26 protein-coding genes are annotated in these 26361 nt (G+C 39.4%); 12 read left to right on the top strand and 14 right to left on the bottom strand.

What is annotated here, in order from left to right; all coding sequences use genetic code 11:
- Positions 1-62: 62 nt before the first annotated feature.
- Entirely contained in the window at positions 63-1457 is a 1395-nt protein-coding gene (locus J536_RS13290) for an ammonium transporter (RefSeq protein ID WP_032063101.1), read from the bottom strand.
- 57 nt (positions 1458-1514) lie between these two features.
- Positions 1515-1853 (bottom strand): P-II family nitrogen regulator, encoded by a 339-nt coding sequence (glnK, locus tag J536_RS13285; RefSeq protein WP_000780326.1) that lies wholly within the window; start codon positions 1851-1853, stop codon positions 1515-1517.
- A 278-nt stretch (positions 1854-2131) separates the two neighbouring features.
- Between glnK and J536_RS13280 the strand changes: the two genes are divergently transcribed.
- The 3 genes from J536_RS13280 to J536_RS13270 all read left to right on the top strand — a co-directional run bounded on the left by J536_RS13280 (position 2132) and on the right by J536_RS13270 (position 4561).
- The gene (locus J536_RS13280; protein WP_005065695.1) at positions 2132-2359 is read left to right on the top strand and encodes an accessory factor UbiK family protein; all 228 of its coding nucleotides are present in this window, start codon (positions 2132-2134) and stop codon (positions 2357-2359) included.
- Positions 2360-2424: 65 nt separating this feature from the next.
- Positions 2425-3912, top strand: a complete 1488-nt coding sequence (locus J536_RS13275) for a YifB family Mg chelatase-like AAA ATPase (RefSeq protein WP_032063100.1) — start codon at positions 2425-2427, stop codon at positions 3910-3912.
- 103 nt (positions 3913-4015) lie between these two features.
- On the top strand, positions 4016-4561 hold the full coding sequence (locus J536_RS13270) for an NADPH-dependent FMN reductase (RefSeq protein ID WP_005065691.1): 546 nt from the start codon (positions 4016-4018) through the stop codon (positions 4559-4561).
- Positions 4562-4585: 24 nt separating this feature from the next.
- Here the strand turns inward: J536_RS13270 and J536_RS13265 are convergent, their stop codons facing one another.
- The gene (locus J536_RS13265) at positions 4586-6019 is read right to left on the bottom strand and encodes a PLP-dependent aminotransferase family protein (protein WP_005065689.1); all 1434 of its coding nucleotides are present in this window, start codon (positions 6017-6019) and stop codon (positions 4586-4588) included.
- Between the two features lie 111 nt (positions 6020-6130).
- Here J536_RS13265 and J536_RS13260 point away from each other — a divergent pair, with 111 nt between their 5' ends.
- Positions 6131-6907 carry an aldolase gene (locus J536_RS13260; RefSeq protein WP_032037740.1) on the top strand — a complete coding sequence of 259 codons (777 nt, stop codon included), beginning with the start codon at positions 6131-6133 and terminating at the stop codon, positions 6905-6907.
- Positions 6908-6922: 15 nt separating this feature from the next.
- Positions 6923-7801, top strand: a complete 879-nt coding sequence (locus tag J536_RS13255; protein ID WP_032037741.1) for a dihydrodipicolinate synthase family protein — start codon at positions 6923-6925, stop codon at positions 7799-7801.
- A gap of 41 nt (positions 7802-7842) precedes the next feature.
- Here the strand turns inward: J536_RS13255 and J536_RS13250 are convergent, their stop codons facing one another.
- Positions 7843-8655 carry a TorF family putative porin gene (locus J536_RS13250; protein ID WP_017385855.1) on the bottom strand — a complete coding sequence of 271 codons (813 nt, stop codon included), beginning with the start codon at positions 8653-8655 and terminating at the stop codon, positions 7843-7845.
- Positions 8656-8693: 38 nt separating this feature from the next.
- Positions 8694-8882: a hypothetical protein gene (locus J536_RS13245; protein ID WP_032063099.1), complete on the bottom strand. Its 189-nt coding sequence runs from the start codon at positions 8880-8882 to the stop codon at positions 8694-8696.
- Between the two features lie 736 nt (positions 8883-9618).
- On the opposite strand from J536_RS13245, the gene J536_RS13240 reads away from it, so the two are divergent.
- Positions 9619-10905, top strand: coding sequence for an OprD family outer membrane porin (locus J536_RS13240; protein WP_002121245.1), 1287 nt, complete (start codon positions 9619-9621; stop codon positions 10903-10905).
- A 106-nt stretch (positions 10906-11011) separates the two neighbouring features.
- Here the strand turns inward: J536_RS13240 and ppa are convergent, their stop codons facing one another.
- A complete protein-coding gene (ppa, locus tag J536_RS13235; protein ID WP_002121243.1) occupies positions 11012-11536 on the bottom strand; it encodes an inorganic diphosphatase in 525 nt (174 codons plus the stop codon).
- 127 nt (positions 11537-11663) lie between these two features.
- Positions 11664-12062, bottom strand: a complete 399-nt coding sequence (locus tag J536_RS13230) for an MAPEG family protein (RefSeq protein WP_005065682.1) — start codon at positions 12060-12062, stop codon at positions 11664-11666.
- A gap of 106 nt (positions 12063-12168) precedes the next feature.
- Between J536_RS13230 and J536_RS13225 the strand changes: the two genes are divergently transcribed.
- Positions 12169-12561, top strand: a complete 393-nt coding sequence (locus J536_RS13225) for a hypothetical protein (protein WP_005065679.1) — start codon at positions 12169-12171, stop codon at positions 12559-12561.
- Between the two features lie 40 nt (positions 12562-12601).
- On the opposite strand, the gene J536_RS13220 is transcribed toward J536_RS13225, so the two are convergent.
- From J536_RS13220 to J536_RS13195, 6 genes are all read right to left on the bottom strand, one after another.
- Positions 12602-14281, bottom strand: a complete 1680-nt coding sequence (locus tag J536_RS13220) for a long-chain-fatty-acid--CoA ligase (protein ID WP_002121274.1) — start codon at positions 14279-14281, stop codon at positions 12602-12604.
- 297 nt (positions 14282-14578) lie between these two features.
- Complete coding sequence (parC, locus tag J536_RS13215; protein ID WP_005065677.1) at positions 14579-16798, bottom strand: DNA topoisomerase IV subunit A; 2220 nt, start codon at positions 16796-16798, stop codon at positions 14579-14581.
- Positions 16799-16950: 152 nt separating this feature from the next.
- Positions 16951-18270 carry an MFS transporter gene (locus J536_RS13210; RefSeq protein ID WP_002121171.1) on the bottom strand — a complete coding sequence of 440 codons (1320 nt, stop codon included), beginning with the start codon at positions 18268-18270 and terminating at the stop codon, positions 16951-16953.
- 82 nt (positions 18271-18352) lie between these two features.
- Positions 18353-18997, bottom strand: a complete 645-nt coding sequence (locus tag J536_RS13205; protein WP_002121256.1) for a trimeric intracellular cation channel family protein — start codon at positions 18995-18997, stop codon at positions 18353-18355.
- A 45-nt stretch (positions 18998-19042) separates the two neighbouring features.
- A complete protein-coding gene (locus J536_RS13200; protein WP_005065674.1) occupies positions 19043-19510 on the bottom strand; it encodes a YchJ family protein in 468 nt (155 codons plus the stop codon).
- A gap of 72 nt (positions 19511-19582) precedes the next feature.
- Positions 19583-21172 carry a TerC family protein gene (locus J536_RS13195; protein WP_002121643.1) on the bottom strand — a complete coding sequence of 530 codons (1590 nt, stop codon included), beginning with the start codon at positions 21170-21172 and terminating at the stop codon, positions 19583-19585.
- 326 nt (positions 21173-21498) lie between these two features.
- Between J536_RS13195 and J536_RS13190 the strand changes: the two genes are divergently transcribed.
- The 4 genes from J536_RS13190 to dinB all read left to right on the top strand — a co-directional run bounded on the left by J536_RS13190 (position 21499) and on the right by dinB (position 25577).
- Entirely contained in the window at positions 21499-22122 is a 624-nt protein-coding gene (locus J536_RS13190; RefSeq protein WP_002121666.1) for a TIGR00730 family Rossman fold protein, read from the top strand.
- A gap of 171 nt (positions 22123-22293) precedes the next feature.
- Positions 22294-23685 (top strand): multidrug transporter subunit MdtD, encoded by a 1392-nt coding sequence (mdtD, locus tag J536_RS13185; protein ID WP_005065671.1) that lies wholly within the window; start codon positions 22294-22296, stop codon positions 23683-23685.
- A gap of 76 nt (positions 23686-23761) precedes the next feature.
- A complete protein-coding gene (locus J536_RS13180) occupies positions 23762-24520 on the top strand; it encodes a GH25 family lysozyme (protein WP_005065669.1) in 759 nt (252 codons plus the stop codon).
- A 1-nt stretch (position 24521) separates the two neighbouring features.
- Positions 24522-25577, top strand: a complete 1056-nt coding sequence (gene dinB, locus J536_RS13175; RefSeq protein WP_005065667.1) for a DNA polymerase IV — start codon at positions 24522-24524, stop codon at positions 25575-25577.
- Between the two features lie 4 nt (positions 25578-25581).
- Here the strand turns inward: dinB and J536_RS25150 are convergent, their stop codons facing one another.
- Positions 25582-25698, bottom strand: a complete 117-nt coding sequence (locus tag J536_RS25150; RefSeq protein ID WP_002121660.1) for a hypothetical protein — start codon at positions 25696-25698, stop codon at positions 25582-25584.
- A 193-nt stretch (positions 25699-25891) separates the two neighbouring features.
- On the opposite strand from J536_RS25150, the gene J536_RS13170 reads away from it, so the two are divergent.
- On the top strand, positions 25892-26245 hold the full coding sequence (locus J536_RS13170; protein ID WP_005065666.1) for a RidA family protein: 354 nt from the start codon (positions 25892-25894) through the stop codon (positions 26243-26245).
- Positions 26246-26361 lie beyond the last annotated feature (116 nt).

Genomic DNA, 26361 nt, shown 5'->3' with positions numbered 1-26361 from the left:
CAGCATTCTATAAGACAAAAAAACAGTCCGAAGACTGTTTTTTGATTGGAATATATTACGAATTATTCGATACGTTCGCCATGTTGGCTTAAATCCAGCCCCATACGTTCATCATCAGCATTAACACGAATACCAATCACAAGATCAATCACTTTAAGAATAATGAAAGTCGCGATACCACTGTAAACCATGGTTGCCAATACGCCTTCAACTTGTACCCATAATTGGCCAGCGAATGTTGGAGCTAATGCAACGTTCGCTGCTTTAATAATTTCGTCACTGTAGAATACGCCTGTTAAAATCGCACCGACAATACCACCTACCGCATGCAAACCAAACGCATCCAAAGCATCATCGGCTTTAAGTAAGCGTTTAAGTGCTGTAATACCCCAGAAGCACACTACGCCACCAATAAGGCCCATGACTAAAGCACCGCCTACCCCAACAAAACCTGCTGCTGGTGTAATCACAACTAAGCCAGCTACCGCACCAGAAGCACCGCCTAATACAGATGCTTTACCACGGATCATACGTTCAACAACTAACCAAGAGAATGCAGCAGCGGCAGCGGCAACTTGAGTCACTAAAATTGCCATACTTGCACGAGCACCAGCGCCTAGAGCACTACCACCGTTAAAGCCGAACCAACCCACCCAAAGTAAGCTTGCACCCACTACAGTTAAAGTCAGGTTATGCGGAGCCATAGATTCGCGGCCAAGGCCAATACGTTTTCCAAGCATGTAAGCAGCAACTAGACCTGCAACACCTGAGTTGATATGTACAACTGTACCACCAGCAAAATCTAATGCGCCTGCTTTAAATAACCAGCCATCTGCAGCCCACACCCAGTGGGTAATTGGTGCGTAAACAACGAGCACCCAAACTGCAATAAACACCATGAAAGCTGAATATTTCATACGGTCTGCAATAGAACCGCTAAGGATCGCCACTGTAATAATGGCAAAAGTCATTTGGAAAATAACAAAGAGACTTTCAGGAATTGTCCCACTTAATGCATCAAACGCTACCCCGTTTAGCATTGCTTTAGACAAATCACCAAAAAATGCACCTGTGCCAGAGAACGCGATTGAATAACCAGCAATCACCCACAGCAAACTTACCAAGATTGCAGCTGAAAGGCTGAACATCATCGTACTGAGTACATTTTTTTTACGTACCATACCGCCGTAGAATAATGCCAATCCCGGAATGGTCATTAATAGAACCAATGCGGTTGAAACTAAAATCCAAGAGGTATCACCCGTATCAAGCGTAGGTGTCGGTGCTGGAGCTGCTGGAGTTTCAGCAACTGGTGCTTCTGCAGTAGTTGCAGTAGCTGGAGATGTTGATGCAGCCGCAACTTCCGATGTTGGTGTTGTTACAGCTTCTTCTGCCCAAACGGCAGTACCACCCAAAAGAGCGCCTGATAGACTGAGCGCCATAAGCATTTTTTTCATTCGTGTCCCCCAACCTCATTTGCGAGTTATTTTCTACTCAGCAAGCTTTGTGCCAATTTAGACAGCATCCGGTCCAGTTTCACCCGTACGGATACGGATTACTTGTTCCAGGTTAGTCACAAAAATCTTACCATCGCCGATTTTTCCAGTGCTTGCGACACGTGTAATTGATTCAATTACTGCGTCGACCATTTCATCACTAATCGCAATCTCGATTTTTACTTTAGGTAAGAAATCAACCACATACTCCGCGCCACGGTAGAGTTCAGTATGCCCTTTTTGACGACCAAAACCTTTAACTTCAGTTACGGTAATCCCTTGTACACCAATGTCAGAGAGTGCTTCACGCACGTCATCCAATTTAAACGGTTTTACAATTGCAGTTACAAGCTTCATGTTTGTTTCCTTCGGCTTCTTTTCACCAGTAAGGTTTTATGTTCAATTTTCATGCCAATATTTCAAAGGTTGAGGGAAATGAATCTTTTGCATGAACTTTCTTTATAACCTATTTAGTGAGCAAGATGTAGATGAGCTATCAAAAATAAAATGAATTTTCAGTAGTGTTGTATGCTGATTTAATGATCTATTTGCACTAAAAAAATTGAAACCTATATCCAGCGCTTAAGCAGTGTTAAACTGTAAAGCATAAGGTAATACAACACTTTGGATATTTCATGCTAGAAACTTTGCTACAGGCCATTCTGGAACAAATTGATGAGCCTAAAAAAGATTTGGAAAAAAATTTACGTGCATTATTAAATGAAGCGGTCGAAAAGTTGGATCTTGTTTCCAAACAAGAGATCGACCGTCAAAAGACTGCACTTCAATCAGCCAATCAACGTTTAGAAGGGCTACAAAAACAAGTAAGTTTGTTAGAAGAAACTTTAAAGAATAAAAAATAAGCACCAACGTAGCGCATTTATACTTTACAACGATTAAAAATGAAGCACCATAATGGAACAATAAGATGTCTTTTTCTAAAATTTATACACGGGGACTTTTAGGTTTACATGCACCTTTGATTGAGGTCGAGGTACATGTGAGTCAAGGCTTACCTTCTCTTACTATTGTCGGCCTAGCAGAGGCGGCGGTAAGAGAAAGTAAAGACCGAGTTCGCTCAGCCATTATTAATAGTGGATTTCAATTTCCAACAAAACGGCTGACCATTAATCTTGCACCAGCAGATTTGCCCAAAGATGGATCACGTCTAGATTTACCTATTGCTATAGGTATTTTAATTGCATCTGGCCAGCTCCCAGAAAACTGTGCCGAAGATTTTGAATTAATTGGTGAATTAGCTTTAGATGGTCATGTAAGGCCAGTGTCAGGCACTTTAACTTTGGCAATGGCGTGTCAACAGGCCAAGCATAAAATGCTTTTACCTCTCGATAACAGTCAGGATATTAGCCATTTACCGAATCTTGAATGTTATCCAGTGAGCCATTTAAAAGAAGTTTGTGATCATTTCTTGGGCATAAAATCACTATCTTCGATTGAACCTGCAACGACCTCAAACCAAATGCCTTATAAATTTGATCTGGCAGATGTAAAAGGTCAGCTACGTCCACGTCGCGCACTAGAAATTGCCGCCGCAGGCGGGCACTCGCTGCTCTTTAAAGGACCACCAGGTACAGGTAAGACTTTACTCGCTTCACGTCTTCCTTCAATTTTGCCACCGCTTTCTAATCAGGAAACGCTTGAAGTCGCGAGTATTTATTCTATTTCAAATACACCACATACCTTTGGACAGCGTCCATTTCGGGCGCCCCACCATACAGCATCAGCCATTGCACTAGTTGGGGGCGGCTCGCATCCTAAACCGGGTGAAATTACCTTATCTCATTTAGGCGTTTTGTTTTTAGATGAACTCCCTGAGTTTGACAGAAAAGTTCTAGAAGTCTTACGTCAGCCACTTGAATCAAAAGAAATCATTATTTCACGTGCAGCTCGGCAAATTACCTATCCTGCAAACTTTCAGCTCATTGCAGCAATGAACCCTTGTCCATGTGGTTATGCGTTTAATCAAGACAGCCGTTGCCAATGTTCGCCAGAGAGTATTAAGCGCTATCAAAACCGTATATCAGGACCATTACTTGACCGTATCGATTTACATATTGATGTACCGCCTTTAAAAGCTCAAGAACTGCAAGATCCAACGCCTGCTGAAGACTCTACGGCTGTAAGACAGCGTGTGATTTATGCTTATAAACAACAAATGCAAAGACAAGATTGTTTAAATCAAGCACTTTCACCGAAACAACTTGAGCAATATGCTGTACTTGATAGTACTTCTCAACGAATGATTGAAATGGCTCAACAACGTTTGAATCTGTCGGCTCGTGCTTATCATCGTGTTTTACGGGTTGCTCGTACCATTGCCGATTTGGCGCAAAGTGAGATGATCCAAAGTCCTCATCTTACAGAAGCGCTCTCTTATCGAGGCAATCATTCTTAAAATAAAAACAGCGGATGATGAGTCCGCTTTTTTAATATTTATAGAAGTTATTAATAAGAGAATTTATTACTCCCTATGTATTAATACAAGTAAAGAGGATGCTATGAAAATTTTGGCTATCTCAGGTAGTGCAAGAAAAGAATCTACAAATACTGCTCTATTAAGAGCAATGAAGGATATAGCACCGTCCGACATTGAATTGACAGTTTTTGATCATATTAATAATCTGCCTGTCTTTTCTCCAGATAATGAAGGAGAAAAAACGCCTACTGTAGTGGAAGATTTCATCAAATCTGTTTCTGATGCAGATGGCATTATCATCTCAAGTCCAGAATATATCCGTTGTATTCCAGGTGGTCTCAAGAATGCAATTGATTGGATGGTTTCCCGTACCGAAATTATAGATATACCTATTGTCCTGGTTCATGCATCTAGCCGCGGCGACGACATGCTAGTTTCTTTAAGAAGAGTATTGTCGACTGTTAGTAGCAATTTCTTTGAAGATTTATTTTTAAGGATTTCTCTCATCGGCAAATCTCCTGAACAAATTAGCGAGATGCTACAAACCGAAAAATATAAGTCACAAATTACTCCCTTTCTGCTTACCTTTGTCTCAGAGATTCAAAAATGTAGAAATGAATTAGAGTGAACTTTCTTAAAATAAAAGAGCGGATTATGAGTTCACTGTTCTTTTATTAAGAATCTCATTTAGCTTCTCGATTAAAGCAGTGATTTCCTTTTCTGATAAAGCAGCAAAGCCAAAACGAACACAATGGTTAGAAGGCTCCCCCTGTTTAAACTTCTGCTCTGTATCAATGTTGAGTTCTTTTAATTTCATAAGCTGATCTTGAGTAAATGGTTTCTGGAATTTCACCCACAAAGCCATTCCACCTGCGGGTGGCTGTATCTGAACACTCTCTGCAAAAATTCGATTGAACTCAGTTAATGCATGGTCTCGGCGTAGTTGATATATTTTTTTCATTTTACGGATATGTCGCTTGATCTCCCCTCGCTGCATTAAATCTGCTAAAGCAAGTTCCGTAATGTTATTGCCTTGCCGATCAATCAATAAAATATCTTCAGTAATGGATTGAATGATTGTTGGGGACGCTACCATATATCCCAATCGGACACCGGGTGCAAAGACCTTAGACAATGAACCTACATGAATGACCAACTCAGAATGAGGCAAACTTGCTAAGGGTGGCATAGGCCGGCTGTCATAGTGGAATTCGTGGTCATAATCATCTTCAATAATGTGAAACCCCCATTTTTTTGAAAGCTCTAAGAGTTGAAGACGGCGAGACATGGTCATGGTGACAGTTGTAGGATATTGATGATGTGGAGTTGTATAAATAGCAGCAACCGAATGTTCTTGTAAAATCCGTTTTAGGTCGTCAATGACGATACCTTGTTCATCTAATTTGACAGAAACCACTTGAAAGCCATTTGATTGAAATGCTTTAAAAGCAGATGGATAATACAATTCCTCAATAACGATAACGCCCTGCCGATTGGGTAATGCTCGAGAGGCAAGAAAAATTCCCATCTGGCTACCACGTACAATACAAATCTCATCTTCAGCAACATTCATAAAACGTTCCATTGACAACATTTGTTGTAAAGCCTGTCTTAGCTCAACCATCCCTCGTGGGTCACCATATCCCATGTACTGGTTTTGCGTAATTTTAATCAGTGCATGCCGGTATGCCCGCGAAAATAGTTCGTAGGGAATAAGCCTCGGATCTGGCACACCATCGTTATGTGGGCGTTGAATCACTTCTTGAGTGATTGGTTTATCATTAACTGTTCGCTCAGATACTGGCTCTATTTGAAGCTGTTTTTCCGGCAAAACATCCGCCACAAATGTGCCTTTTCGGGGACGGGTCACAAGCCATCCTTGTGCCTCTAACTCTTCATAGACTGCTTGTACGGTTTTTCGATTAATTCCTAGTTCTTTTGACAAGCTACGAGACCCCGGCAGCATCGTCCCCTGCACTAAACGGCCACATAAAATTTCCTGACTAATCAAGTTAGTCAGTTTTAGAAAAACCGTTTTTTCTTCTCTTTCATCGATACGAAAATTTACTTGCCAAGGTCTTAGCATATTTGCTCCATCTGGACCATACAACTTATATAAACTGGATGTATTTATTAACCCAGTTGTTTTCTATTCTGCCTTCACCTACTTAATTTGGTCAACTGGACTGGAGAAGAGATGAAGACTGCTTCTGTAAACAAACAAGACCTGATGCAACACGCACAGCAAGACATGCAAAAGTGGATTAGCGACTCAGATTTAACTGATCGTCAAAAGCTTGCACTCACTTGCCGTATTTTATTTGACCATGGCCATGATGCTGGTTTAGCAGGCCAAATTACCTGCCGTAGTGAAAATAAAGAGTCCTTTATTACCCAACGTTTTGGTTTAGGTTTTGATGAAATTACTGCCTCAAATTTACTTGAGGTGAATCAAGATTTAGAACCCATCAATCAAGAAGGAATGGCAAACCCAGCCAATCGTTTTCACACATGGATTTATAGAGAACACCCAGAGGTGAATTGCATTATCCATACGCATCCGACTCATGTAGCGGCTCTATCGATGCTACAGGTTCCACTTATGGTTTCCCAAATGGACGTTTGCGCACTTTACGAAGACTGCTCATTTGTAGGTCATTGGCCAGGTGTCCCTGTAGGTAATGAAGAAGGTATTTTGATTTCTTCTGCGCTGGGTAAAAACCGCGCTGTTTTGTTGTCTCATCATGGTCAACTGGTTACAGGAAAAACCATTGAAGAAGCCTGCAACTTGGCTCTTTTAATTGAACGAGCAGCTCAACTGCAACTGCTAGCCATGTCTGCCGGACAAATCCAGCCCATCCCCCATGCTTTAGCAACAGAAGCTCATGATTGGGTGTCTACCGATAAACGCAACAAAGTGAACTTTACCTACTACGCACGTAAAGCTTTGAAAAAACATTCTGGCTGTATTTAAAAAGAGATTTCCACCATGAAACTAAACGGCATTATTGGCTACCCTGTTACCCCATTTTCTGATGACAACACCATTAATCTTCCTGTTTTAAAACAGATGCTGGATTTGCTTATTGAAAACGGCTGCGATGCGATTGCGCCTTTAGGCAGTACAGGTGAAAGCGCTTATCTTGAATGGGATGAATGGTGCTTAGTCGCGCAAACTTCAATTGAAAGTATTAATAAACGCGTGCCTGTCATTATTGGAATTTCAGAACTCACGACTGATCAAGCCATTAAAAAAGCCCAAATCGCTCAAAGCTACGGTGCAGATGCACTCATGGTGATTCCTATATCTTATTGGAAGCTAACAGACCAAGAGATTTTTGAATATTATCAATCAATTGCCCAAGAAACCACACTACCAATTATGATTTATAACAACCCCGCGACTAGCGGTGTTGATATGTCTCCAGAGTTAATTGTGCGTATGTTTAATAGCAGTGCAAATATTACGATGGTGAAAGAAAGTAGCGGTGATATTCAGCGCATGCATAAAATTTATGAGCTATCAAAAGGAGAACTCCCTTTTTATAACGGGTGTAACCCTCTAGCTTTAGAAGCTTTATGTGCGGGAGCAAGCGGTTGGTGTACAGCAGCACCGAACCTGTTAGGTCAGCGACCTCAACAGCTTATTGAACATGTGAAAAATGGTGAATTGGAACAGGCCCAGAATTCATTTTATCAGCAACTTCCTCTACTACGCTTTATTGTAAATGGTGGTTTACCTAAAACGATTAAAGCTGGTTTACAACTAAAAGGTGTCTCTGCGGGCTTACCACGCAAGCCATTATCTAAAGCTACGGATATTGAGCTTAACCAGTTAAAACAGCTACTTTCTGAAATAGAAAACTAATAAAAAAGCGGGTTACTCACCCGCTTTTTTAAAACTCAAACTTAGAATGTTTTAGTTAAACTAAACACCAAGCCCGTGTCATAAGGTTTCTTACCAGCATCAGTCATACCAGAAGTACTAATGTCTGTACCAACAACATCTAGCTCAGCAACAATACCCAAGATGTTATAATTCACACCAACTTTATAATCGATATAGCTATCGTCTTCACCTGGCCCACCCGCAACTACAAGTAAAGAGTCTTTGTTTTTGAGTTTGTTATAACCAACTGAAGCAAGTCCAGTAAATCCTGTGTCTGCAATTGGTGCTGAATAACCGACGTTGAAATACCAGAACTCATCAGAGTGGCCCCAGTAATCATCTGAATAGCTTACGCCCACACTAAGTGCATCACCTTTAAATAAAGAGTCTGCAAACGTTAATTTTCCGTAAAATTCGGTGAAGTCGAAGCCAGTATCACCATTGTATGGGTTAGTAAATTTTGAGTCAGAACCAATGTATCCATAATGAATTACACCCACATCATAAGTTGGTGCAAGCGTATCAGACAATTTTAACGTATTTGTATAACCTAAAGAGATATCGGTTTCAGTTGAAACGCCAGGTGTATTAAAGTCTACGCTTGACCCCCAAAGCGCAACATAAGCACCTGACTTATGAGAAAAAGTGAACCCACCTTGAATAGCTGGGTTATTTGACGATTGGGTAACACCACGGAAACGGTAGTCTGTAGTCGCTGCCACACTACCTGTTGCCGTGATTCCATAAAAAGATGGAGCATCTTCAGCCATAGCCATAGTTGACCCTGCTGCAAAGATACCAAGAGTTACTGCCTTAAGTGCAAATTTCATCATTTTGATCTCCCCCACAATGAACGCACGATTTATAGGAATTAAACAAATTGTGTTACTTGAGCTTTAGCAATTGCTGTGCCAAGTACAAATTTGCTATCAGTGCTCTTCATTAATTTTGAGATCAAACTCACTTTATTATAAAATTGCTGTGTAATTTTTATAAAAATATATCTATAAAAAACATAGTGATAAAATAAAATTCTTATGCGATAAAAAATACTAAACATACGAGAACCCCTTATCGGAAATTAATGAGCGAGGCGTGAAGTATTCATTTGTTGCACATAAATTTTCTATTTAATCTTAGAGGCGAGATATAAAAAGTATGTAAATTTCTGGAAGACAATGCTTGTAATGATCTGTGATTGCGCATTTCTACTCATTGGATTTGTTTATTTATTACTTGTTTAAAGTAGATGTACTATTTTGGGTCTTTTTTAAGCAATAATATGGATAAAAAGAGTAGTGCACAAAATACAAGCAATTTATTGCACTAAATTTGATCAATCTAAACATATTTTGTTATCCGCCAGTAGTGATCTATTTTTGTACATTCCATTTTTAAAATAACGTTATATAGTAACAATTTAAAGGGTATAAAAATAAAAGTGATGAAAAAAGAAACTTAAAATAAGATTAAAAAGTAAACATATCCAACAAAAAAGAGTAAAAAATGAACACAAGAATCAACTATTTTTTGAACTTTAAATACAAAATAAATGGTAAAAATCCACTAAAAATTAAATTACTTTTTTTATTTTAAACAATAGATTAAGTATAAAAGACGAATTATAAATTTATTAAACAACCCCTACCACATTAATCAAATCCTGCATAGCATATATAAAATAAAATGAACAAAAATATATCTTTTTTACAGATTACTTATACAATTGATGGAAATCCTAGGCCCTGAACAATAACAAGGCACAGGATTTATCGTTTTTATGAGGTTCTTTAAATATGCTAAAAGCACAAAAACTTACATTAGCAGTTCTCATTTCTGCGGCAATAATTTCCTCAGCTCAGGCAAGCGAGCAAAGTGAGGCAAAAGGATTTGTTGAAGATGCGAACGGTTCTATTCTCTTCCGTACAGGTTACATCAACCGTGACAAAAAACAGGGCGCAAAAGATACTAGCTCATTTGCTCAATCAGCAATTGTAAGTATTGATTCTGGCTTTACCCCTGGTATTATTGGTTTCGGTGTTGGCGCTGTGGGTGATGGTTCATTTAAGATCGGTGAAAATAAAAATGCCGGTAACCAAATGATCCCATTACATAATGATGGCTCCGCTTATGATCACTGGGCTCGTGGTGGTGGTAGCGTTAAAGCACGTTTCTCGAATACAACAGTACGTTACGGTACTCAAGTACTCGACCTACCTGTTCTTGCAAGTAATACTGGACGTATGGTTCCTGAATATTTTACAGGTACTTTATTAACTAGCCATGAAATCAAGAATCTTGAAGTTGTTGCTGGTAAATTTACTAAAAACCAAATGTCTGATCAAATCAATACCGATGCTGACGTAAATGGTAAGGGTCTTGATCGTGCAATTGTGTGGGGTGCTAAATACAAGTTTGATGATAATTTAAATGCATCTTACTATGGTTTAGACAGCAAGAATAAGCTTGATCGCCATTATGTAAATGTGAACTTTAAACAGCCATTGGCGAATGACAGTTCATTAACATATGATTTCAGCGGTTATCATACTAAGTTTGATGAAGGTGCTTTTACTTATTCTCAAACTACTGATGATCTATCTAATCGTCAAAATAACATTTGGGCTATCTCTACGGCTTATAATACGGGCCCACATAACATCATGGTTGCTTACCAACAAAACAGCGGTAATGTTGGTTATGACTATGGTCAAAATGCTGACGGCTTCCAAAGTATCTATTTGCCAAACTCTTACATGTCTGACTTCATCGGTAATGATGAAAAATCTGCACAAATCCAGTACAGTCTCGATTTTGGTAAATTAGGTGTATTACCTGGTCTAAACTGGACAACTGCATTTGTATATGGTTGGGACATCAAAGTTAAAAATGTAACTGATGATGCTCAAGAACGTGAGTTCTTTAACCAAGTGAAATACACAGTTCAAAGTGGTTTCGCTAAAGATGCAAGCCTCCGTATCCGTAACTCGTATTATCGTGCAAGCGACTCATACCAAGGTGCGTACATTGGTGATACCAATGAATGGCGTTTATTCCTTGATATTCCTGTGAAATTATTCTAATTCACAAATCTATCAAGCATAAAAAAACCTACGTCTGGTAACAGATGTAGGTTTTTTATTAAGCTCAAAATATCAATTGAGACATTCTGAGCTTATAAATTAAAGCTTATTTAGCAGCTTCAATTGCTTTTAATACTTCGGCTTTAGCAACATCAGCACCTTCCCAACCACTGATTTTTACCCACTTACCTGGTTCTAAATCTTTATAGTGACTGAAGAAATGCTCAACTTGGCTAATCAATAACGGAGGAAGATCTGTATATTCCTTCACGTCTTTATAAAGTGGAGATAATTTTTCGTGTGGAACAGCGATTAATTTCGCATCAATACCACCGTCATCTTCCATATTTAATTTGCCCACTGGACGGCAACGAATGACTGAACCAGCAGCAACAGGATGAGGAGTTACAACAAGTACGTCTAATGGGTCGCCATCTTCAGACAAAGTATTTGGAACATAACCATAGTTCGCTGGATAGAACATTGCTGTACCCATGAAACGGTCTACGAACAATGCATCAGAATCTTTATCGATTTCATATTTAATTGGTGCTGCATTTGCAGGAATTTCAATAATGACATAGATGTCATTTGGCGCATCTTTACCTGCTGGGATATTGCTGTAACTCATATCAATACTCTTTCGTTATGAAGTCAGATGTAAAATCCACTCGATTATAGCGTGGATATCATCAAAATGATGCCGATTATACAATGGGCACACGCGAAAGTTGATATGAATGATGACAGAATGACACTCAAGTCAGTTTAATCGTGACCACAAGTAATAAGATTGGACACAATATAGATAAGAACCAAACAATCGAGCGCAAAGTTGCCCAATTACTTAAATAGCAAATACCATAAATAACTCTTAAAATAATATATGCCCAACCTAATCTCAGAATAAAATATTCCGGAACAACCATATATTCAGCCATTAAAATAGCAGTTAAGAATAAAGGTAGGCTTTCAAAGCTATTTTGTTGTACGGCATTAGCGCGAGCAGCAAGACCTGTTGTTTTAGCCAAAAAAGCTCTTGGGTTTTGATTATCGACGGGCTGAAAACCACCTGTAAATTTTGCAATTACGGTAAATGCGTATGGCAGCAAACATGCCACTAAAATAATATAGATAATGCCGCTGATGCCCTGCATAGTGCCATCCATCACTGAAAATACTGTTGATCATGCTATCATAACATTGCGTTTTTACCTGAAATTTTATGCAATCACTTGTCATCACTGATTAATAGGGCCATGTATGCAACAACCTGATCAAAAAGAATTGTTTGACGTCTTAGACAAGCAAAAACAAAATCAGCTTCAGGTAGACCGTATATTAAAAATCGTATTTCCTATTGTCGCTTTTTTATTGAGTGTGATTTGTGCAAATCTAAATTGGCAATCGACATTGGGCACCTTTGTTATTTTAACAATTACTTTTATTGCAGTCGGTATTAAACGGCTTCCTTTATGGCATTGGTTAATTGTGATTACCCTATATTGCCTAGTAGATAATTATTTAAGTTATGGTCAGCTCGATTTAACTCATTTGCGTTTGCAATTGGGCACAATGCTAGTTTTTGTTGGGATGGTAGGAATTGGTCGTCCTTACATAGACCGCTGGTTTATGAAAAGCCACAACAAAATGTAAAAACAAAAAAAGCGCCCTAAGGCGCTTTTTTATTAACTTTTTAGGCTGGCTTACGTAAGTCCTTACGTAAGATTTTGCCTACGTTTGATTTAGGTAATTCATCCATAAACTCAACATAACGAGGGCGTTTATAACCTGTTAAGTTTTCTTTAGCAAAGTTCAAAATTTCTTCAGTCGTTAAGCTTTGATCTTTTTTCACGATAAAGAGTTTTGGCACTTCACCTGATTTTTCATCAGGAACACCAATTGCTGCAACTTCCAATACTTTTGGATGTTTAGCAATAACTTCTTCGATTTCGCTTGGATAAACGTTAAAGCCAGAAACCAAAATCATATCTTTTTTACGGTCTACAATTTTAGTATATCCACGGCTATCCATAACGCCGATATCACCAGTACGGAAGAAACCGTCTGCAGTCATGACTTTCGCAGTCTCATCAGGACGCTTCCAATAGCCTTTCATGACTTGAGGACCACGAATAGAGATTTCACCTTGCTCACCTAAGGCAACTTCTTTACCGTCATCATCTAAAATAGCAACTTCAGTTAAAGGTAACGGAATACCAATAGTGCCGCTAAATTCAGTAGATGCAGGAGGGTTTGCAGTCGCTACCGGAGAAGTCTCAGACAAACCATAACCTTCAATAATGGTTGTACCAGTAATCTTCTTCCACGCTTCTGCTGTAGAAGGTAGAACTGCCATACCACCGCCCATCGCCATTTTTAAATTGCTATGGTCAAGTTGTTTAAATTCTTCATTGTTTACTAAAGCATTAAATAATGTATTTACTGCTGGGAAGAATGATGGCTGATATTTACGTAATTCATTAATTACCGCTGGTAAATCACGTGGGTTCGGAATCAAGATATTTGCCTGACCTTTATACATACCGTACATCGCGCAAACCATGAACGCAAAAATATGATAAAGCGGTAATGCGCAAACAATACGGTCGCCTTTAGCACCATCATTTGCACCAAATTTACTTTGGAAGATACCATCACACTGTAAAAGGTTGGCAACCAAATTAAGATGTGTTAATTCCGCACCTTTTGAAACACCTGTAGTACCACCCGTATATTGAAGCACGGCAGTATCACTTAAAGTTAAATTTGGACGCTTATAATTACTCGGACTTACTTTATTTAATGCTGTATTAAATTTAACGTACCCTGGAATATTCCAAGCAGGAATTTGCTTACGTACTTTACGTAATACAAAATTTACTAATGTACCTTTAAGCGTACCAAGCATATCTCCTACTGTCGCAACTACAACATGCTTCACAGGAGTTTTACCTAAAATGCTTTGGTAAACACTGGCAAAGTTTTCGATAATCACGAGTACTTCTGAACCCGAGTCATTTAATTGATGCTCAAGCTCACGCGCAGTATAAAGTGGGTTTACATTCACTAATACTAAGCCTGCACGTAACACAGCTAATGCAACTACAGGATATTGCAATACGTTTGGCATCATCACTGCCACACGAGTTCCCTTTGCTAACCCCAAATTTTGCAAATAGGTCGCGAACTTACGGCTTGCAAGTTCCAACTCGTTAAATGACATCGCTTTATCCATAAAGATAAAGGCATCACGAGAACCAAATTTTTGGAAATTACTCTCAAAAATATCAACAAGAGAGGTATTTTCCGCAGGCAATGCTACTGTTTCTGGAATCCCTGTTTTTTGGTATTCTGCAAACCAAATCTTTTCCATAATGCCATTATCTCCGATTCGTAATCCTTAGTAATAACTGTTATTCAATGCCCCAGCTATTCTTTAGCTTCTTGGTGCCAGAACATATTTAAAACTTATTGGCACATTCATGACACTTTCGAACAAGATTATGAGACAGAAGTTTTGACAATTTGACCCTGTCAAATTTTTTGCATGGAGTACAAATTGCGTACTCCAAATTGCTGTCCTTTTAATCATTATCCAATACCAATAAGTTCAGTTCATTGCTTGAACTTATTGCCATATATAGCGTATTTATGTTGCTCGACGCTAGCTTTATCTCTGAATCAACAGTTTATTTGCTTTTTGATATCCACGTGGTAAGAGGTGCCCTTTTGAAGCTCGTTTACCCATGTATTTCTGTAGATCATCACCTTTTAGTTTTAGATGTTGTTGACCTGCAACCACCTGAATTATTTCATCTAAGTTCAGGGTTGTCATGGATAAAATCTGCTCTTCCGCTTCAAGTTGTATCAACTTATTACCTTTACCCTTATTTAAATTTGGCAGTTCTGACAAATCAATAATCAAGAGTCGACCTGCTGAGCTGAGTACAGCCAAATGTGTCATGTTTTGGGCAGATATTAACGGTAGCGCTTTTGACTTTTCAGGTACCGACAAGAAGCTTTTTCCTGCCTTGGCATTAGTATCTAACTGTTTGACTTGAGTTTTAAAGCCATAACCTGATGAGCTAGCAGCAATAAGTTCTGACTCTTCATCATCTAAATAGACCTGAATAAACGCGACTCCACTTGCAGGAGCAAGTTTCGAACTTAATGGCTCGCCTAAACCTCTTGCTGATGGCAAACTACTAATAGGCAAGGCATAACTACGCCCTGTCTCATCAAGGAAATAAATTCGTTGATTGGTTTTACCCACCGCATGACTTAAATATTGGTCACCAGCACGATAGTTTAAATTCTCTGCATCAACATCCGCACCTTTTGCAGCACGAATCCATCCCGCCTCAGATAAAACTACCGTTACTGCTTCAGCCGGCATTAAATCTTGTTCTCTAATTTGAACAGCTTCAGCACGTGCAACAATTGGAGAACGGCGTTCGTCACCAAACTTTTTCGCATCTTCTTTTAATTCGCCAATAATCAGGTTTTTTAAAGATTCTGGGTTTTCTAATTGTTCACGAATAATCGCTGCTTTTGCTGAGAGCTCATCCTGTTCTTGACGGATTTCCATCTCCTCAAGTTTTGCTAAATGACGTAACTTGAGTTCTAAAATTGCTTCTGCCTGTATCTCATCAATTTTGAAATGGTCCATCAATACAGGTTTAGGCTGATCTTCTTCACGAATAATACGGATAACCGTATCAATATCGAGATAAGCAATTAAAAGGCCTGCCAAAATATGTAGACGTTTTTCAATTCGGTTTAAATGATATTCCAAACGGCGAGTAACCGTTTTTTTACGGATCTCAATCCACTCAAGCAAGATACGTCGAATCGACTTAACCTGAGGACGACCATCCTCACCAATCATGTTTAAATTAACACGGTAGCTTGATTCTAAATCGGTAGTCGCAAATAAGTGGCTCATCACCGCTTCAGCATCAATACGGTTAGAACGAAGTACAATCACGAGTCGTGTTGGGTTTTCATGATCCGACTCGTCACGCACATCCACCACTAATGGTAGCTTTTTGGCCTGCATTTGGTCGGCAATTTGAGTGATCACCTTAGAACCCGATACTTGATACGGCAATTCGGTAATCACGATTTCATTTTTTTCGATGGTATAAACCGCTCGCATGCGGTAACTACCACGTCCAGTCGTCTGGATTTTGAGTAATTCTTCAGGCGGAGTAATAATTTCAGCTTTGGTTGGTAAATCTGGCGCTGGAATATATTCAGCCAATTTCTCGTCTGATGTTTGCGGATTACGAATTAAGGCAATTGTTCCTTTAATCACTTCACGCAAATTATGTGGCGGAATATCAGTCGCCATACCAACCGCAATACCAGTTGTACCATTCAGCAGAATATTAGGAACTCGTGCTGGCAAAGTAATCGGTTCTTTTAATGAACCATCAAAGTTATCTTGCCATTCACTCGTGCCTTGTCCTAACTCACTTAGTAATAACTCACTGTAGGCAGAAAGTTTTGCCTCGGTATAACGCATCGCTGCAAAGGATTTAGGGTCATCTGGTGAACCCCAGTTCCCTTGACCTTCAATCAAAGGATAGCGATAACTAAACGGCTGAGCCATCAACACCATGGCTTCATAACATGCCGAATCACCATGAGGATGATATTTACCTAGTACGTCACCTACAGTACGGGCCGATTTTTTTGGCTTACCACTGCTTTTTAAGCCCAACTCGCTCATGGCGTAGACAATACGGCGCTGTACAGGTTTTAAGCCATCACTGATATGTGGCAATGCACGGTCCATGATGACGTACATGGCATAATTCAGGTAAGCCTGTTCAGTAAATTCGGCTACAGAGCGGTTTTCTGTCGCTTGATGCGCAAGGCTGGTCATAGTCAGCTTATCTTCCAAATCAGTCGTTATTTTAAATGAGTCTTATGCTAAGTGGGCTATGTTACAGACACAAGAGGGACTCTGTCACCTGAGCGTCAAATTATGTCTCATCTCTCTATATTTTTAGTTACTTGCTATAAAGTTAGACAAAACTAGAGACCTATCGACTCTAGTCTTTTACCTTGGGTTTCTTCACCTAATATTAAAATTACAGCTGCAACCAAAAGTAAAACAATAGTAAACATCATAAAAACATGGCTAAACCCATTTTTGGAAACCATCATATGAGTGACAACTATCGGCGCCAAAATTCCACCTAAACGACCCATTGCCGATGCCCAGCCCGAACCAAAAGCTCGAATGTTGGCTGGATATTGCTCTGGTGTATAGGTATATAACACTCCCCATGCACCCAAATTAAAGAAGGACATGAGACAACCCCAAAACATAATGCTATTTACACTATCGGCTTGTCCAAAGAAATATGCAGACAACGCACAAAAACCGATAAATGCAGCGAGTGTAATTTTTCTACCTAATCGCTCTACAAACCATGCCGCTGCCAAGTAGCCTGGTAGCTGCGCCAAAATCATAAGCAAAACATATTCAAAAGATTTAACGATGTCATAGCCCTGTTTCACTAATAAACTTGGCAGCCACGTAAAGATACCGTAGTAGGAATACACAATTCCAAACCAGATGAGCCAAAGCATTAAGCTTCTGCGAGCGAATTGACCACTCCAAAGTTGTTTAAAAGAGACTTTTTGTCGCATGGCTACAGGCACGACTTCAATATGGTGAACAATTTGAACGCCTGCTTGAGCTTCTAATTTTTGAACCAATGCATGTGCTTCTTCAACACGTCCACGGTTAATCAGGTAAGGTATGGATTCAGGGAGTTTTTTCCAAATTACTAAAATATAAATCAGTGGGAGGCCACCCATAAGAAATGCAATGTGCCAACCAAATTTAGGAATAATAAAATAAGAAATGAGTGCAGCAACTAACCAGCCCAAACCCCAAAAACTTTCGAGTAGGACGATAAAACGACCACGTACATGGGCAGGTATATATTCACTCACCAATGTCACTGCAACGGGTAACTGTCCACCAAGCCCAAGACCAACAATAAAACGGAAAATTAATAACCACTTCAAATCTGGAGCAAAAGCACATAAGGCAGTCGCAATACTATAGATGGCCATGGTAACTGCAAATATTGTCTTACGGCCAAAGCGATCTGCTAAAGCTCCTGAGCAAACAGCTCCAATAGCCATTCCTACAAAACCAATACTCACAATCCAACCGCTTTCGGCTGGTGTTAATGCCCAGTCTTTAACAAGCGTTGTCATGATAAAAGCAATGATACCGGTGTCCATCGCATCAAACATCCAACCTAAACCAACCACCCACAGTAATGTGTAGTGAAATTTGCCAATTGGAAGATTTTGTATACGTGAAACCAGATCCATAGGAAAAACTCTACTGGAAAAAATAAGTGAGCAAGACAATATATTTTATTGTTATATCATGCTCACATCGAATTCTGCATGATTAATGTTCATCGGTTGAAGAAGCCGATTCTGCATCATCATCTTTATAAATAAATTTAGGCATTTCTAAGCCAAAATAGATTGCAATCAGACGTAAGGTAAAGCCAAAAATTAAAGTTGAAATAACGGTTAACTCTAGGCTTAATCCTAAATCCTGACAAACCCAGTAACAGATGACTGCCACAAAAGAGATACTCGCGTAGAGTTCACGGCGGAAAACGAATGGAACATCATTACATAAAATATCACGTAAAATACCACCAGATACTCCAGTCAACACTCCAGCTACTGCCGAGACGACAAAACCATGTCCCATTTGTAAGGCAATCTGGCAACCAATGATCGTAAAACCAATCAAGCCTAAAGCATCGAGCACCAAAAAGATGTTATGTAAATGACGCATCCATTTGGCAATAATAATCGTGACAAATGCAGCACAGCAGGTCAGAACTAAGTATTCAGGATGTTTTACCCAAGTTAAAGGATAGTGACCAAGCAATACATCTCGCACCGAACCACCACCTAAAGCAGTCACACAGGCAATCAGTACGACACCGAACCAGTCCATACTCCGTCGACCAGCAGATAATGCTCCTGTCATGGCTTCCGCAGTAATCGCAATAATATAAATAACGGTGAGTAACATCGCCCTTTCCCTCAGGCCAAACAGTGGGCGTATTTTAAGATAAACTTACAGAAATTGTGCACAGCATTGCTTAAATTTTTTTCCTGAACCACATATACAAGGTTGTTTCATGGTGACCTGCATATCGACCGTTGGGTCGAGGAAAAACCATTTTTGCTGGTGATAAACAAAATGTGAAACCTCGTGGTGAATTTGAGCTTTTTGCCCATCATGATAATGAGCCTTGAACTCAACCTGTGCATGAGTTTTATCTAATTTTTCGTTGGCGTTAACCACCTCTAAACCCAACCATTGATTTTGTTTGCTCCACTCTGCGATAGCATCTTTATCAAGAGCTGTTTGCTGACCTAAAGCAGTCGTTTGCACAATATAATCAATTTGCTGTAATGCAAAAGCGCTATAACGTGAACGCATAAGCTGCTCTGCCGTTAGTGCTTTGGCTGTGCCTAAATGTAAAGGCTCACAACATTCTATATAGCGGCCTTTTCCACATGGACAAGTTTGTTGGGTCATTTGGTGTGTCTCAAATAAAAAAATAGCTCAGAGTTGAGCTATTTTATGATGTTTCTAGACTTAAAACGTCATTTAATCTTTTGATTCATCTTGTTCGATAGAAACAATATGAACTTTCTCAATTTTATGACCTTCCATCGTAATCACTTCAAAGCGATAACCGTCTGCCTCAACAGCTTCACCATTTTCCGGTAAACGGCCTAAATGGAATAACAAGTAGCCCGATAAAGTTGAATACTGTTCACTTTCGTCAACGAGATCACGACCTAATAAAAGTGATACATGGCGAATATCAGTTGAACCTTCAAGCATTAATGAACCATCTGCCAAGCTTTCAGCAGCAGCGTCTAACTCATCTTCATCAGGGAATTCACCCGCAATTGCTTCTAAGATATCAATTGGTGTTGCAATACCTTCGATTGAACCATATTCATTTAATACGATCGCCATTTGTAAAGGTGCTTGGCGTAATTGCTCCATCACCATAAGTACTTGAGCATTTTCATGCACAATCACAGGTTCACGTAGATGCTTTTGGAAATCAATTACACCTGTTTCAATAAAGTTGTTTAAAACTTTATGCGTAAGCGCAATACCCTCAATATTATCAAGTTCACCGCGTGCAACGATCAAACGAGAATGTGTCATCGACATTAAACGTTCTTTTAAAACTTCAGGTTCATCGTCTAAGTCAATCCACTCAAGTTCAGGGCGTGGAGTCATAACAGATTTTACAGGACGCTCTGATAAACCAAGCACACCTTGTACAAGCACACTGTGATAAGCACCATTTTCTTCGTCAAAAACTTCATCAGCAAAAGCTTGCGTCGCTAATACATCTTCTTTATCAGAAGATTGAGTATCTGAAGAACTACTATTTTTACTGCCTAACATACGTAAAACCGCAGAGGCAGTGCGATAACGTAAGTCTGTAGTGGTAACTAGCTTTTCCTGATTGCGACGCATGCTCTGATTGATAACTTCTACCAAAACCGAGAAGCCAATTGCAGCATATAAATAGCCCTTCGGAATATGGAAACCAAAGCCTTCCACCACCAAAGAGAAACCGATCATCATCAAGAAGCCAAGACACAGAATGACAACTGTTGGATGTTTATTGACGAAGTCCATGAGTGGTTTTGATGCCCACAACATGATTCCGACAGCAATCACAACCGCAACCATCATGACTGACAGCTCTTTCACCATACCTACAGCTGTAATCACACTGTCTAACGAGAATACAGCATCAAGCACAACAATCTGGACAATGACCATCCAGAATGCAGCATGAACCGGATTATCTTCTTTATGAAGTTGTTTTCCTTCCATCCGTTCATGCAATTCCATGGTGCCTTTAAATAATAAGAACACACCACCGAATAACAAAATCAAATCACGACCAGAGAATGGATGATCAAAAATATGGAAGAGTGGTTCAGTCAGCGTCACGACCCAAGCAATCGAGGCCAAGAGTACAAGGCGCATTCCTAACGCGAGCACCAAACCAACTATACGTGCTTTAGCTCGTTGCTCTGGCGGCAATTTCTCAGCCAAAATCGCGATAAAAACGAGGTTATCGATCCCCAATACAATTTCAAGAACGATTAAAGTTGCTAAACCCACCCAAGCAGAGGGATCAGACATCCATTCAAAGATCATTGATCCTGCTCCTGTGTTGTTTGGATTTTATCTTTATTTGGCAACACAACAGGCGCGCCTATACAAAGGGGGGAAAATGTTTTTTTAAGACAAGAAATTAAAACGGAGCGACTACAACCACTACCCATATTTGTTCATATGTTGTTAAACGAATTTTTAGTATAGGCAAGATTTAACATAAATTCATCATTTTTATTTGTTCATGACCAGCATTCACCAAACCCATACAAAACATGAATCTTTCTTATAAATCTGCTTATAAAGTTGTCATATCTTTTGCTTACTGTAGACAAGAAATATGAACGTGATAAGGTAAAAATAAAACAATGAATAGCGTATTAACAATGGCAGTAAATGATTCACCAATAACAGCTGTAAAAACAAAACAACCTCTTATTGCATTATATTGTGGTTCACGTGCAGGAAATAACCCAATCTACCGAGAAAAAGCAATTGAACTTGCTCATGGAATCGCTGAACAAGGCTTTGGATTAGTCTATGGCGGTGCCAGTATCGGTTTAATGGGACAAGTCGCAGAGAGCGTTCTCGCAAACGGCGGAGAAGCTGTCGGTGTGATCCCTGAATTTATGCTTGATTATGAAGTCGCTCATGCAGGCCTAACTGAATTACATGTCGTAGAAACCATGCATGAACGTAAAGCCATGATGGCAGAACGTGCAAGTGCATTTATTGCGTTGCCGGGTGGTTTAGGAACATTTGAAGAAATATTGGAAATAGCCACTTGGGGCCAACTCAACCAACATCAAAAGCCCATGATTTTATATAACGTAAATGGCTTTTATAACGCTCTTATTGCTCAATTAGATCATGCAGTTCAAGAAGGTTTCCTTCCCCTTCAACATCGAGCTAAATTAATTGTATGTGATGATGTTAACCAAATTTATAACGTCATTAAAAACTTAAAAATGCCAAAAAGATTTGTTGTCTAGTTGTTCCCCTACTCTACTTAAAAAAGCGGTTCTGCCGCTTTTTTTGTTTTAACTATTTTCACCTCTGCCTTCAAAAGAACTTAGATTTAGTAAAGGGGTATTCAACATTGGCTTACTTCTTTTAAATTCAATTTGTTTTACACTAGACCAAAACGTTAATTTTCAAATGTTATGAATGCCACGCCGACTCACCAAGCCTTGCAACCCGAATATCGACTACTCGTTCTTTTGGTTTCTATTGGCTTTTTTATGCAGGCCTTGGACACAACCATTGTAAATACCGCGATTCCTGCAATGGCTCATCATCTAAATGAAGATCCTTTACGCATGCACAGTGTAGTGGTGGCCTATGTATTATCGGTTGCTGCCTGTATTCCTCTAAGTGGATGGTTAGCAGACCGCTTTGGTGTTAGAAATATTTTCTTGTCGGCAATCGTAATTTTTACTCTGGCTTCTTTAGGTTGTGGTCTTTCTCAGAGTCTCAATGAGCTGTTATTTTTCCGGGTCATCCAAGGCATAGGCGGCGCCTTACTACTTCCTGTTGGCCGATTATCACTTTTAAAAATTATTCCTCGAACTCAGTTCTTAGCTGCGATGAGCTTAATGAGCCTTGCGGGTTTACTCGGGCCTTTGGCTGGTCCAACTTTGGGCGGATGGTTGGTTGAAGTTGCAACTTGGCATTGGATTTTCCTGATTAATATTCCTATGGGCATACTTGGCATACTAATGACACTAAAAGTCATGCCAAATGTAAAAGAACCCTCAGTCAAAACATTTGATTTGGGTGGCTTCATCTTATTAGTCGTGGCCATGATTGGCTGGTCTTTAGGGATCGAACATCTAGCCTCACCTGAATATTCAAAATGGTTTAGTATTTCGCTATTAGTCGTCGGAATAATCGCAACACTATGGTATGCCTACCATTCACATACTCATCAAAATGCATTATTTCGTAGCCGACTCTTTAGAAACAAAATTTACGCAATTGGTATTTTAGGTAATTTCTTTGCTCGCTTTGGTGGTAATGCTTTGCCTTTTGTTTTACCACTCATGCTACAAGTTGCTTTTGGTTTTGAACCCTTTATTGCAGGTTTAATGATGATTCCCTTGGTCTTGGGCTCATTATTTTCAAAGCCAATTGTCAGACCTATTATTCAAAAAATTGGCTATCGACGTTTTTTACTCATTAACACAACATTAGTTGGGCTATGTATTGCCTCTTTTGCAATCATGACCGTCGATACTCCAACTTGGTTTAGAGCCTTGCACTTTTTCTTGTTTGGCACATTAAATTCACTGCAATTTGTTGGCATGAATACATTAACCTTGAAAGACTTGCCTCAACAAGATGCTAGTAGCGGTAATAGTTTCTTGTCGATGATCATGATGCTATCAATGAGTATTGGCGTGGCACTGGCAGGTACACTCATCAATATCTTTACTCATTATTATGGCCCAGCTCATGTAACCACTGCATTCCATGTCACTTTAATTTGCCTCGGTTGTATCAATGTCATTACTGCTTTTATTTTCTGGCAAATTCCAAAGGATACGTCTGTATAAGCGGTTGCATTTTTAGCATGGTTTCTCTCTTGTGAATCACGCTATGATGTCGACTTCAAATTTTAATGAGTTTTGAATGAGCAAACTGGCTAAAACTTTTTTCACATCACGGCACAATACCCTAATCGGAATTGGCTTAGCTTGTGTTATGGGAGTCTTAGCTTATTTTGGTTTGTTCTATCAACAAAAAGCTGTTGCGCAGGATTATCCGGTGCAAGGGTTCGATGTTTCTCATCATCAAGGTGATATTAACTGGAAAAAAATATCACCGGAAAAATTCCAATTCGTCTATTTAAAAGCGACTGAAGGCGGCGATTACAAAGATTCAAAATTTCAGGAAAACTGGCTCAAGGCACGTGAACATGGTTTTCATGTAGGCGCTTATCACTTTTATCGTCTATGCCGTGATGGTAAAACGCAAGCGGATAACTTTATTGCGACTGTACCCAACAAAGCCGATGCCCTTCCTCCTGTTATCGATCTAGAATATGACGGTAACTGTATTAATGCGCACACCAAAGAACAATTACTTAAAGAAATAGGCATCATGCATGATCGCTTAAAACAGCATTATGGCAAACAGCCTGTTTTTTATATTTCCAAAACTTTTTACCACATTGTATTAATAGGAAGTTTTCCTAATACACCGCTGTGGGTCAGAGATTACGAAGGAAAACCTGAGCTGAAAGACAAAAGAAAATGGCTCTTTTGGCAGCATAGTAATCAAGGTAAAATTGAAGGCATGACAAAACCAGTAGACTTAAATGTTTATGAGGGTTCAGTCAAGGAATGGCATCAATTTTTACAGCAGCAAGGCATCGTGAAAGCACAATAATATGCGCAAAATCATTCATATTGATATGGATGCCTTCTATGCATCAGTCGAATTGCGAGAGCGTCCTGATCTAAAGCATCTTCCCGTCGTTATTTCTTCGCATCATCCGCGAGCTGTGATTGCTGCTGCCTCCTACCCTGCCCGTGAATTTGGTTTGCGTTCTGCCATGTCGATGAGTCAGGCAAGAAAACTATGTCCTCAAGTTGTCATTATTGAACCAAATTTTGAAAAATACCGTATGGTCTCCGCTCAAATTCACTCGATCTTTCAGCAATATACGCTACTTATTGAGCCTTTATCTTTAGATGAAGCTTATTTGGATGTCACTGAAAATTTAAAACAAATTGCGAGTGCAACTGAAGTTGCTATGCACATTCGAGAAGATATTTTTAGATTAACTGGGCTTACTGCATCGGCTGGTGTAGCACCAAATAAGTTTTTGGCAAAAATTGCTTCGGATTGGAACAAACCTAATGGTTTATGTGTAATCAAACCTTCGCAAGTTGCTACTTTTATTCAAGACCTTCCACTTAAAAAGATTCCTGGTGTGGGCAAAGTCACCCAGGAAAAATTGCAGCAGCTTCAGCTACATACGCTGGGTGATTTACAGAAAATTGAAGAAGCTGTTTTGGTTCACCACTTTGGTAAGTATGGACAACAACTCTATCTATATGCTCAGGGCATTGACCATAAACCCGTTCAAGCTGAAAGAGCTCGCCAACAAATTTCGAAAGAAACAACTTTTGACAGTGATTTTACTTTGGCTCAATGTCAGCCCTATTGGCATGGATTAGCTGAAAAAGTGTGGCAAACACTAGAGAAAAAACAGCTCAATGCACGTGGTGTCAATATTAAGCTTAAACTTAAGAATTTTCAGACTTTACAACATAGTAAAAGCTTTAAAAGACCGATCCAGTCGCTACAGGACTTAATCCAAGTTTTATTTTTATTATTAAATGAAATGCAGATTCCCGAACATTTCCAGTTTCGCCTGATTGGTATAGGCGTTTATCAATTACAGACCCAAGCGGATGACTTCCAGCTTAACCTCTGGTAATTGACTACTTTTCACTCAAAAGAGCAACTTTTAAACAAAATAGACTCCCTTTTACTGAAACTTTAGAGTAACCTAATCCACGCATATTCATTACCCATGTATTTGCAACATGCCAAAGCAACCTTTACTTTCGGCATATCGTCCTGTGATTGGCGTGACGACCAAATCCGAATATTGCAGGGCTCTTCTGATACATGGCTTAGATATCCCTTCCTCACAATAATCTACTGAAATTCTTTTCTACTTGCTTGCACCGACCTAGCAACTCTTCATAAAATCAAAACTATTAAATAAAGCCACTTTAGAGCATTTTTATGACGGTAAAGCGTTTACACGTTACTTCACGCTACTGCGAAGTTGCGATTTCAGGTAATTTGGTACACCTAGCTGGGCAACTCGCCGATGATACAAGCGCAGATGTCACAGGGCAGACTCAACAAACTTTAGATAATATTGACCGTCTATTGGCAGAAGCTGGAACAGATAAAACCCATATCCTTTCTGTCATGATTTTCCTAAAAGATATTGAAAAAGATTATGCAGCTATGAATGCGGTTTGGGATGCATGGATTAGCGAAGGACATCCACCAGCACGTACATGTGTAGAATCAAAACTCTATGCACCAGATGTACTTGTAGAAATGACGGTTGTTGCGGTACTTCCATAATTTTTATAATTATAAATCCATGTAAAATTGAGCAATATCTTGGGTGATATTGCTCAATTTTTTAGTAATTTTAAAATTTTGAATTTCAGCATTTTATTAAGATATTCTTAAATGAG

Source organism: Acinetobacter sp. 809848 (genome assembly GCF_000581275.1).
Lineage (GTDB): Bacteria > Pseudomonadota > Gammaproteobacteria > Pseudomonadales > Moraxellaceae > Acinetobacter > Acinetobacter pittii.
Note: the sequence above shows the minus strand (reverse complement) of the source record. Positions and strands in the feature narration are given on the sequence as shown.